Origin of the sequence: Actinotalea ferrariae (assembly GCF_019733465.1) — a bacterium.
GTDB classification, from domain to species: domain Bacteria; phylum Actinomycetota; class Actinomycetes; order Actinomycetales; family Cellulomonadaceae; genus Actinotalea; species Actinotalea ferrariae_A.
The window spans coordinates 1-9591 of record NZ_JACVQL010000201.1 but is presented as its reverse complement, the minus strand read 5'-3'; the positions used below and the strand labels follow the sequence as shown (position 1 = coordinate 9591).

At 74.3% G+C, this 9591-nt stretch carries 11 protein-coding genes and 3 tRNA genes; 4 read left to right on the top strand and 10 right to left on the bottom strand.

Translation table 11 applies throughout. From position 1 onward, the window contains the following. The 5 genes from ICW40_RS15390 to ICW40_RS15370 form a co-directional block, all read right to left on the bottom strand. On the bottom strand, positions 1 to 246 hold a 246-nt coding region (locus ICW40_RS15390; protein WP_221654892.1), incomplete at its 3' end, for a phage holin family protein. 123 nt (positions 247 to 369) lie between these two features. Further along, positions 370 to 1611, bottom strand: coding sequence for a GNAT family N-acetyltransferase (locus ICW40_RS15385; RefSeq protein WP_221654891.1), 1242 nt, complete (start codon positions 1609 to 1611; stop codon positions 370 to 372). 128 nt (positions 1612 to 1739) lie between these two features. Next, a tRNA-Phe gene (locus ICW40_RS15380) sits at positions 1740 to 1812 on the bottom strand. A 43-nt stretch (positions 1813 to 1855) separates the two neighbouring features. Further along, positions 1856 to 1929 (bottom strand) — tRNA-Asp (locus ICW40_RS15375). A 78-nt stretch (positions 1930 to 2007) separates the two neighbouring features. Next, positions 2008 to 2080, bottom strand: a tRNA-Glu gene (locus ICW40_RS15370). A 165-nt stretch (positions 2081 to 2245) separates the two neighbouring features. On the opposite strand from ICW40_RS15370, the gene ICW40_RS15365 reads away from it, so the two are divergent. Beyond that, the gene (locus ICW40_RS15365; RefSeq protein ID WP_221654894.1) at positions 2246 to 2590 is read left to right on the top strand and encodes a metallopeptidase family protein; all 345 of its coding nucleotides are present in this window, start codon (positions 2246 to 2248) and stop codon (positions 2588 to 2590) included. 48 nt (positions 2591 to 2638) lie between these two features. Beyond that, positions 2639 to 3550 carry an LLM class flavin-dependent oxidoreductase gene (locus ICW40_RS15360; RefSeq protein ID WP_221654890.1) on the top strand — a complete coding sequence of 304 codons (912 nt, stop codon included), beginning with the start codon at positions 2639 to 2641 and terminating at the stop codon, positions 3548 to 3550. A 36-nt stretch (positions 3551 to 3586) separates the two neighbouring features. Here ICW40_RS15360 and galE read toward each other — a convergent pair whose 3' ends face one another. Further along, positions 3587 to 4564, bottom strand: coding sequence for a UDP-glucose 4-epimerase GalE (gene galE, locus ICW40_RS15355; protein WP_221654889.1), 978 nt, complete (start codon positions 4562 to 4564; stop codon positions 3587 to 3589). Positions 4565 to 4706: 142 nt separating this feature from the next. After that, positions 4707 to 4982 (bottom strand): GlsB/YeaQ/YmgE family stress response membrane protein, encoded by a 276-nt coding sequence (locus ICW40_RS15350; RefSeq protein ID WP_221654888.1) that lies wholly within the window; start codon positions 4980 to 4982, stop codon positions 4707 to 4709. 178 nt (positions 4983 to 5160) lie between these two features. Between ICW40_RS15350 and ICW40_RS15345 the strand changes: the two genes are divergently transcribed. Beyond that, on the top strand, positions 5161 to 6672 hold the full coding sequence (locus ICW40_RS15345) for a mechanosensitive ion channel family protein (RefSeq protein ID WP_308121845.1): 1512 nt from the start codon (positions 5161 to 5163) through the stop codon (positions 6670 to 6672). A 53-nt stretch (positions 6673 to 6725) separates the two neighbouring features. Here ICW40_RS15345 and ICW40_RS15340 read toward each other — a convergent pair whose 3' ends face one another. After that, positions 6726 to 7499 (bottom strand): SDR family NAD(P)-dependent oxidoreductase, encoded by a 774-nt coding sequence (locus ICW40_RS15340; protein ID WP_221654887.1) that lies wholly within the window; start codon positions 7497 to 7499, stop codon positions 6726 to 6728. Between the two features lie 176 nt (positions 7500 to 7675). Between ICW40_RS15340 and ICW40_RS15335 the strand changes: the two genes are divergently transcribed. Beyond that, a complete protein-coding gene (locus ICW40_RS15335; RefSeq protein WP_221654886.1) occupies positions 7676 to 7957 on the top strand; it encodes an adhesin in 282 nt (93 codons plus the stop codon). A gap of 62 nt (positions 7958 to 8019) precedes the next feature. Here the strand turns inward: ICW40_RS15335 and ICW40_RS15330 are convergent, their stop codons facing one another. Together ICW40_RS15330 and ICW40_RS15325 are read right to left on the bottom strand one after the other, a co-directional pair. Then, on the bottom strand, positions 8020 to 8952 hold the full coding sequence (locus tag ICW40_RS15330; RefSeq protein WP_221654885.1) for a phosphotransferase: 933 nt from the start codon (positions 8950 to 8952) through the stop codon (positions 8020 to 8022). Continuing rightward, positions 8949 to 9591: EAL domain-containing protein (locus ICW40_RS15325; protein WP_221654884.1), on the bottom strand; the 643-nt coding region annotated here is incomplete at its 5' end. The genes ICW40_RS15330 and ICW40_RS15325, both read right to left, overlap by 4 nt.

The window sequence follows — 9591 nt, the reverse complement described above, 5'->3', positions numbered from 1 at the left end:
CGGGTCCACCACGTTGGCGAGGCCCAGGATCGCCGTCGTGATGAGCGCCGCGAGACCGAAGAAGCCGAAGAGCGCCGCTCCGGCGAACAGGCCGGCGCCCGTGCCGGCGTGCTTCGCCTTGGCGGCGACCTCGGCCTTGGCCAGCCGGATCTCGTCCCGCACCAGCTGTGAGAGCTTCTCGGACAGGGTGCTGACCAGCTCCCCGATGCTCGGCCGAGCATCCGGTCGCGTCTGCGTGCTAGCCACCTCACCACGTCCTTCGTCGTCGGGAGCCGTCACGGCGGCCTGCGTCCGATGACATTGTTCTGCACGCGCCCCCTGGGCGCACCCTCGTCGTCACGACGACTCTCGCGGGGAGGCGGGAGGCGATCAGAGACGGCCCTCCCACTCGGCGTCGACCCCGGCGGGGCGGAAGCCGAGCGCGACGTTGATCGCGAGCATCGGCGCGTTCTCCTCGGCGTTCCAGGTGTGCAGCCGTCGGGTCCGCGGTGACCGGCGGTCGAGCTCGGCCAGCATGCTGGTCTTCACGAGCATCCCGAGGCGGTGCCCACGGTGCTCGCGCAGCACCAGGGTGTCCTCCTGGAACGCGGGTCGGCTGTCGTCCCCCTCGGCGTCGGCGTCGGCCTCGGGGTAGGTGACCATCGAGAAGCCGGCGAGGGTCCCTGTCGCGACGTGCTCGGCCGCGGCGAGGACGTAGCGCTGGCCGCGCTCGTGGATCTGCTCCTCGGCGGAGCGCACGCGCGCCGCGTCCCACGGGTCCTCGGTGACGTCGAGGTCGCCCGACGGCGCGTCGGTGCTCATCCGCGTCTCGAGCCTCGCGACGTCGTCGACCCAGCGGTCGGGCACCTCGTCGTGCCACACGTGCACGCGGTACGCGTCGCCCGCCGCGGCCGCGGCGTCGTCGTGCAGCGAGCGCAGGTGCTCCGGCGGAACGGGCAGGTCCAGCACGGAGTGCCGCGCGACCTGCTCGAGGCGCATGCCGCGCGCGAGGAGGAACCGCGTCGAGGGGTGGTCGGCGGGGATGCGCCCGCTCCCGGTCGGTGCCTCGAGCGCGCCGGGGCCGGGCGGCGGCTCCGGGGAGAACTCGGCGTCGGCGTGGAGCACGGTGCGGCCGGCCTCGCGTGCGAGAGCCACGACGGCGTCCCACAGCGCCGAGCCGATACCGCGCCCGCGCCACTCCGGGTGCACGCCCACGTACACCTGCGCGACGTGCGCGTTGCCGACCTGGGGCAGGGCGACCATCGCGCGTCCGACGACGGACTCCGGGCTCCGGCTCGCGTCACGCACGGCGACGAAGCGGCGCATGCGCCGGTACGGGTCGAGCAGGGTCGCCCTGGTCGTGCCGGCGTCGAGCGCCAGGTCGGTGTCGCCCACCGTGTCGAGGTGGGTCGCGCGCTCGAGGAGCACTGTGCCGTGGATGGCCCAGGCGTCGGGGCTGTCCAGCTCGGCGGCCAGGACCTCGACGATCTCGACGCCGGACGGGCCGTCGGCGATGGCGGGGGCGCCGGGACCGGTCGCGGCCGGGTCGGTCGTGGCCTGATCATTCGTGGCCGGATCGTTCGTGACAGCGGCGGTGGTGCCGGCGCTGCTGGGGACGGGAAGGGTGGTCACGATGCGAGCGTGTCCCCTGGGGAGCGGGAGCGCGACGGCTTTTCCGGCCGCGTCGTGCGCGAGGGTCGAACGACCCGGGGACGACGACGCCCCGTCGGCGGGGGCGCGGACGGGGCGTGAGTGCGGTGTGGCCACTGGCAGGGTCGAACTGCCGACCTTTCGATTTTCAGTCGAACGCTCTACCAACTGAGCTAAGTGGCCCTGATCTGCCTCCGCCCGGTCTGCTGACCGGGCGGATGACGAGCGACCCCGACGGGACTTGAACCCGCGACCTCCGCCGTGACAGGGCGGCGCGCTAACCAACTGCGCTACGGGGCCTTGTGGTGAGACAAGGTCCTGCTGACTGCGTGTGCTGCTGAACTGCGATCCTGCGAACTGCTCTTCGTGCCCGGGCCGTACCCCCAACGGGATTCGAACCCGTGCTACCGCCGTGAAAGGGCGGGGTCCTAGGCCGCTAGACGATGGGGGCCCGTGTCACGTCGGACGCCCGTGACGTCGAAGCGTCGTAAGACCTCGGAAAGCATACGGGAGGGCGGGAGTATCTCCAAAGCGGCCTCGCCGGGGGCGTCCCGCCGTGCTCGGCGCGCTGTCCCTGCGGGGTGCGCGACCGCGCGATGATGGGCCCGTGGTGGAGATGACGCGGGCCGAGTTCGAGGACGCGGTGCGCGACGCCCTCGACCTCATCCCGGACGAGCTGGCCGACCAGATGGACAACGTCGTCGTGCTCGTCGAGGACGACGCGCCCGCGGACGACCCGGACCTGCTCGGCCTGTACGAGGGCGTGGCGCTCACCGAGCGCGACGGGTGGTGGGCGGCCGGCTCGCTGCCCGACCGCATCACGATCTACCGGAACCCGACGCTCGCCGTGTGCGCGACGGCGGACGAGGTCGTGTCGGAGGTCGCTGTCACGGTGGTGCACGAGGTCGCGCACCACTTCGGCATCGACGACGAGCGCCTGCACGAGCTCGGCTGGTCCTGACCAGCGCGACGACGACCACAGGACGACCACACGACGACGGAGGGCCGGATGCGGATCGGGATCGTGCTGCTGCCGCAGCACCGCTGGGCGGTGGACCGCGAGCGCTGGCGGCGCGCGGAGGAGTACGGGTTCGACCACGTCTGGACGTACGACCACCTGGCGTGGCGCACGCTCGCGGACGAGCCCTGGTTCGCCACGGTCCCGCTGCTGGCGGCGGCCGCGGCCGTCACCGAGCGGGTCCGCCTGGGCACGTGGGTCGCGAGCCCGAACTTCCGCCATCCCGTGCCGTTCGCGAAGGACGTCATGGGGCTGGACGACATCAGCGGCGGCCGGCTGGTGCTCGGCGTCGGCGCGGGGGGTACGGGCTTCGACGCCGAGGTCCTCGGTCCGCCCGTCACACCCCGCGTGCGCGCCGAGCGGTTCGAGGAGTTCGTCGGCCTGCTCGACACGTTGCTCACCCAGCCGGTCACGGAGTGGACGGGTCAGCACTTCGAGGCGCACGGCGCCCGCATGCACCCCGGGTGCGTGCAGAGCCCGCGCGTGCCGTTCGTCGTCGCGGCCAACGGGCCGCGGGCGCTGCGGGTCGCGGCGCGGTACGGCCAGGGCTGGGCCACCTACGGTCCGACGGACCTCGGCACGGGCGAGGGCGTGGTCGGGCGGGACGCCGAGGTGGAGGCGTGGTGGCGGGGGCTCGCGGCGCTCGTGGAGCGCTTCGAGGCCGCGGCGCGCGACGCGGGCCGGGACCCGGCGACGATCGACCGCTACCTCAACATCGACGCGGCGCCGGTCTTCTCGCTCGAGTCCGTCGCGGTCCTGGAGGAGGGGGTCGCGCGCGCCGCCGCGCTCGGCTTCACCGACGTCGTCGTGCACTGGCCGCGCGAGAGCGGCATCTACGCGGGCTCCCTGCCCACGCTGGAGGAGGCGGCGAGCCGGCTCGACGCGCTGCGCGCGCTCGGGTGAGCGGGGCGGGCCGAGCCGGTCCGACGGTCGCGACGGTCAGGCGTGGGCCTGGCGCGCCTGCCACGCGCTCGCGACCATCTCGGTGAGCGAGTGCCGCATGCGCCAGTCCAGGTCCCGCGCGGCGAGCTCGCCCGACGCGACGATGCGTGCCGGGTCGCCCGGGCGGCGGGCGGCGATCTCCGGCTCGAAGGCGATGCCCGTGACGTCGGCCATCGCGGTCATGATCTCCCGCACCGAGACGCCGTCGCCGCTGCCGAGGTTGTAGACGGGCTCCAGCTCGCGGCCCTCCGCGAGCGCGCGGGCCGCGGCGACGTGGGACGTCGCGAGGTCGGCCACGTGGACGTAGTCGCGCACGCAGGTGCCGTCCGGGGTGTCGTAGTCGTCGCCGTAGATGCGGGGCGTCCGGCCGGCGACCAGGGCGTCGAGGACGAGCGGGAACAGGTTGTGCGGGCTCGTGTCGTAGAGCTCCTCGCGGCCCGACCCGACCACGTTGAAGTAGCGCAGCGACGTGTGCCGCAGGGGCGAGGGGCCGTCCGCGGTCGCACGCGCCTGGTCCCGCAGGAGCCACTCGCCGATGAGCTTGCTCTCGCCGTACGGCGACTCGGGCGCGGGCGCGGTCTGCTCGGTGACGAGGTCGGTGTGCGGCGTCCCGTAGACGGCGGCGCTCGAGGAGAAGACGATCGAGGCGACGCCGGCCTCGGCCATGGCGTGCAGCAGCTGCGCCGTGCCGGTGACGTTCTGCTCGTACGTGTGCAGCGGGCGCTGGACGCTCACGCCCGCGTACTTGAACCCGGCGAGGTGCACGACGCCGGTCACCGCGTGCTCGCGCAGGGCTCGGAGGACGCCGTCGGTGTCGAGGATGCTCGTGCGCACCAGCGGGACGCCGGCGGGCACGAACTGCTCGTGCCCGCTCGAGAGGTCGTCGACGACGACCGCCTCGAGCCCGGCGTCGAGGAACGCGTGCACCACGTGGGATCCGATGTAGCCGGCGCCGCCGGTCACGAGCCAGGTCATGCCGCCAGCGTACCCACACCATCACTCAGACTTCAACAAAACCGAACATCGGGTTGTGCGTCGCCACACCGCGGACGGCCGTACAGACGACGGTGCCCGGTGGTCCGAGGACCACCGGGCACCGGTACCGCCGGGCGACGCGTCAGACGCGACGACGACGACCCAGCATGTTGGCGGCGATCGTCACGCCGATCGCGGCGAGCACGACCTGGATGACGAGCTCGATCCAGTCGATCCCGGGCGTGTCCTCGGTGCCGAGGAGTGCGCCGGCGATCCACGTGCCGAGCAGCGCGGCGATGATGCCGACGATCACGGTGACCAGGAGCGAGATGTTCTGCTTGCCGGGGGCGACGAGGCGCCCGAGCAGCCCGATGATGATGCCGACGACGATCGCGGCGATGATGGAGCCGATTCCCATGGCTGACCTCCGTTGCTGGATCTTTCCTGTGGGTGCTGACCCTCGGCAGGGACGCTAGACCCGGTCGACTGACCCCGCATGTCGAGTCGATCAACGCGCCCGATCGGGTGACGCGCGCGAGGTCACCTCGGCTCGGGGGACCGTGGGCGCCGGGTCCGCTTCGTCCTAGCCTGGTCGGGTGATCCCCCGACTGAACGACCTGATGCTCACGCTGCCCGCGCAGCACCTGGCGACGGACCTGGCCGGGACCGACGTCACCGATCGCGGCACGGCACCCGCGCCGCTCGTCGTCCTCGCCATCGCGGGCGCGCTCATCCTCGCGCTCGTGGTGGCGGAGGTGCTCGCCGCGGTGGTCAGGGCCGTCGGCCGCCGGACGTGGCTCGCGGAGAACCTCTCCCGGCGCGCGCGCCGCCCGCTCCGCGCCGTGCTCGTCGTCGCGTTCGTCTGGCTCGCGCTGCGGTTCGTGACGGACCCCCCGCCAGACGGCCCGGCCTGGCGTCCGACCGTCGAGCACGTGCTGCTGATCGCGCTGATCGTCGGCGCCGCCTGGCTGATCGGTGCGCTCGCGTTCGTCGTCGAGGACGCCGCGACCGCGCGCTACCGGCTCGACGTCCCGGACAACCGCCACGCCCGCAGGGTGCGCACGCAGATCATGATCCTGCGCCGCCTCACGGTCGCCGTGCTCGTGGTCTGCGCCGTGGCGGGCGTGCTGCTCACGTTCGAGGGCGCGCGTGCCGCCGGCGCGGGCCTGCTGGCCTCGGCCGGGCTCCTGTCGGTGGTCGCCGGCCTCGCGGCGCAGACGTCGCTCGCCAACGTCTTCGCGGGCCTCCAGCTCGCCTTCACCGACGCGATCCGCGTGGACGACGTCGTCGTCGTCGAGGGGCAGTGGGGACGGATCGAGGAGATCACGATGACGTACGTCGTCGTGCACGTGTGGGACGACCGCCGGCTGATCCTGCCGTCCACGTTCTTCACGACGACCCCGTTCGAGAACTGGACACGGCGCGCGGCGGACCTGCTCGGCACGGTCGAGCTCGACCTCGACTGGGACGTCCCGGTCGCCGAGATGCGTGCCGAGCTCACGCGGCTGCTCAACGAGAGCGGGCTGTGGGACCACCGGGTCGGGATCCTGCAGGTCACCGAGGCCGTCGGCGGCTTCGTCCGGGTGCGTGCCCTGGCGAGCGCGGCGGACGCACCGACCCTGTTCGACCTGCGGTGCGAGGTCCGCGAAGGACTCGTCGAGTGGCTGCGGAGCCACCACCCCGAGGCGCTGCCGCGCAGCCGGTGGGAGCAGTCGGGCCCGGTGGGCGACGAGCGGCCGGTGCGGCGCGTGCCCCGGCGTGAGCAGCCCGTCGCCGACGGCGGGTCGGCGAGCCCGGTGCGGCCGGGTCGGCCCTCGGACGGCGCCGCAGAGGGAGCGGGGCCGGCGACCGCGCCGCTGCCTGCGGGCTCTCCGGACGCCCACCCGACCGCGGACGACACCGTCCGGCTGGACCCCAAGAAGGACTCGCGCCTGTTCACGGGCAGCCTGCCGGCGATCGAGCGGTCCAAGGCCTTCGCCGGGCCGGGCATCGACGTCATCGCCGAGCGCGAGCAGACGGCGTCGGGTGCGGTGCCGGCGGTGCCGGCGGACGGCGACGACGACGCTCGTCCGGACCGACCGGGCCCGGCGTCCCCGGACCGGCCCTGACGCGCCGGCCCTGACGCGCGGGGCGGCGCCGGGGGCGGGCGTGCCGTCAGGCCTCAGTCCGGCAGCGTGACGCCCGTCAGCTCGGCGAGGCGCTCGAGCAGGCGCTCCTGGAGGTCGACGTCGGAGGCCTGCGGGTTCGCGTCGAGGACCTCGAAGCGCTTGAGGTAGCGGCCGGTGACGCGGGCGGCGTCGTCGTCGGAGGTCGCGAGCCACACCTGCGTGGCGGCGCCCTCGGCGACCTCGTCCCATGCGTCGGGGCCGCCGAGCTTGGTCTTGATCCAGCCCGGGTCGACCGCCGTGCTCAGGACGTCGGGCCACCGGCGCGCGACGGCGAACGCGAGCATGACGTCGTACAGCTTCGAGTCCGAGTAGGCCTGCATGCCGTCCCAGGGGCGGTCGGCCCACTGCAGGTCGTCGAGCCGCGCGACCCCCTGCGCCTCGAGCCCCGACGTGAGGTGGACGAGGCGGGCGGGCCGCGGCATGAGCGCCGTGAGCACGTACGGCGCGACGGTGTTGACCTGGAAGATCCGCTCGAGGCCGTCCTCGGTGAGGGTCCGCGTGGGCACGCCGCCGCCGACGCCCGCGTTGTGGACGACGGCGTCGAACGGTCCTGCGGCGCTCGCCGCCTCGGCCAGCGCGCGCGTCTCGGCGAGCGACGTGAGGTCGCCGACGACGACCTCGCGCAGGCCCGCGACGGCGCCGCGCAGGTCGGCCGCGCGCTGCTCGGAGCGTGCGTGCCCGACGACGTCGTGCCCCGCGGCGAGCAGCTGGCGCGCCGTCTCGAGGCCGATGCCGTCGGACGAGCCGGTGACGAGGACGAGGGCCATGCGAACCTCCAGGGGGGACGGGGGATGCCACTGTCCCACCGGCCGCATCGACGGTCGAATCGGTACGACCGCATCGGTACGACGTGGAGCGGACCCATCCGGTTGCGGGGCGAGCCGGACGCCGCGACGGTGGTCGGTGCGGCGTCCGCGGAACGGCGCCGGGGGAGGTGCCGTCCATGCTCACGCTCAGCGCCAACGCGCGTCATGCCGTCCGCGACGTCACGCGGCGCGCGCACCTGTCGCCGCAGGGCGGCCTGCGGATCGCCGAGTCGCCCGAGCGCGCGGGCGCCTTCGAGGTCTCCCTCGCGGCAGCACCGGCCGACGGCGACGAGGTCGTCGAGGTGGACGGGGCGCGCGTGTTCGTCGAGCCGAGGACGTCGACGATCCTCGCGGACCAGCAGCTCGACGCCGCGACGTCGGCCGAGGGGACCGGGTTCCTGCTCGCGCCTCAGGACTGACCGCCCGGGTCCTCAGCCGATCCGCTCACCCCCCGGTCCGCCCGCACCGCCGCCGTGCGCCGTCAGCGAGTGGCGCGGGCGATCGCCGCGAGCGCCTCGCGCCGGACCGCCTCGAGCCCCTCGACGGCCGCGGAGTGCGCGAGGCTCGCGGTGACGCGGATCGCGACCGCGCGTGCGCGGAGCTCGCGGTCCGGGGTGACCGGTCCGTACGCGTCGAGGAAGGCGGCACGGGCCGCCCCGTCGAAGGCCGCGAAGCCGATCATGAGGTCGACGCACGGGTCGGCCAGGGCGGTGTCGCCCCAGTCGATGACTCCCGTGGGCGCGCCGTCGGCCACCAGGAGGTGCCGGACGTGCAGGTCGCCGTGCACGAGGACGGCGTCCGCGGGATCGGCCGGGCCGACGCGCCGGGCCTCGGACAGGACGGCGTCGACGTCCGCGGGCTCGTGCCAGCCCAGCGCGGCGAGCTGGTCGAGGGCGCCCCGTGCGCGCTCGGCGACCACGTCGGGCTCGCTCCGGCGGTTGGGGTCGACCAGGAGGCTGAGCCCGTCGGCCGCGAGTGCCGCGGAGGTCCCCTGCGCGAGAGCGGGTGCGTGCAGCTCGCGCAGGAACCCGCCCACGGCGCGGGCGAGCGGCACGCGGTCGCCGTCAGCGAGGCCCGCGTGCGCGAGCTCGACGCCCGGCAGCGCCCGCGTGCCCCAGAAGGGCCAGGGCACCTCGTCCGTCGGGGCGCCCAGGTAGCGCGGGTAGGGGATGGGCACGGGGAAGCGGTCGGCGAGGTGGCGCAGCACGGCGACCTCGTGTCGTGCTCCGCGCAGGGCGATCGCCCGGTGGACGAAGCGGAACAGCCAGTCGTCGCCCACGGCGAGCACCGCGTTGTCCCAGCCGGCGTCGAAGGCCCGGACCGGCAGGCCGGCGAGCTCGGGGAACTGCTCGCCGATGACGCGTGCGGCGAGGTCGGGCCCGATCTCGCGCTCGGGCGACCACTCGTGGGTCATGCGGACCGCGTCACGGGTCCCTGGCGACCCCGGTGGAGCGCCTCGACCACGGGGCTGAGGAGAGCCGCCGGCAGCGGACCCGGCCGACCCACGAGGTAGCCCTGGACGGCGTAGGCCCCGAGACCGGACCAGGCGCTCAGGTCGGCCTGCTCCTCGATGCCCTCGACGACGAGATCCGCCCCGGACGTGTGGGCGAACTCGATGAGGGCGCCCGCGAGCGCACGGCGGAGGGGGCTCGCGGCGAGGTCCTGGGTCAGCGACATGTCGAGCTTGATGGTGTCCGGTGCGAGCTGGACGACGTGACGCAGGCTCGCGAAGCCGGCCCCGGCATCGTCGACGGCGATCTTCGCCCCGAGCGCGCGGAGCTGGGCGACCGAGCCCTGGAGCAACGGGTAGTCCTCGATCACCGCGTGCTCGGTGATCTCGATGACGACGCGGCGCCCGACGCTCGTGAGCAGCGCATGCAGGCGCGCGTCGCCGAGGGTCGCGGGCGACGCGTTGACGGACAGGTCGATCTCCCCGGCCAGGCCGCGCGCGCCGTCCAGCGCGGTCTCGATCGCGAGGAGCTCGAGCTCGACGCCTCGGCCCTCGGCGTGCGCCGCCGCGAACCACCGGTCGGGCGTGCGGTAGGGCTCGACG

Bases quoted from the DNA above. Each gene is read 5' to 3' on its own strand.
- ICW40_RS15365 (WP_221654894.1), top strand. From the start codon at position 2,246: ATGACGCGGGCCGAGTTCGAGGACGCGGTGCGCGACGCCCTCGACCTC.
- ICW40_RS15360 (WP_221654890.1), top strand. From the start codon at position 2,639: ATGCGGATCGGGATCGTGCTGCTGCCGCAGCACCGCTGGGCGGTGGAC.
- galE (WP_221654889.1), bottom strand. From the start codon at position 4,564: ATGACCTGGCTCGTGACCGGCGGCGCCGGCTACATCGGATCCCACGTG.
- ICW40_RS15350 (WP_221654888.1), bottom strand. From the start codon at position 4,982: ATGGGAATCGGCTCCATCATCGCCGCGATCGTCGTCGGCATCATCATC.
- ICW40_RS15340 (WP_221654887.1), bottom strand. From the start codon at position 7,499: ATGGCCCTCGTCCTCGTCACCGGCTCGTCCGACGGCATCGGCCTCGAG.
- ICW40_RS15335 (WP_221654886.1), top strand. From the start codon at position 7,676: ATGCTCACGCTCAGCGCCAACGCGCGTCATGCCGTCCGCGACGTCACG.
- ICW40_RS15330 (WP_221654885.1), bottom strand. From the start codon at position 8,952: ATGACCCACGAGTGGTCGCCCGAGCGCGAGATCGGGCCCGACCTCGCC.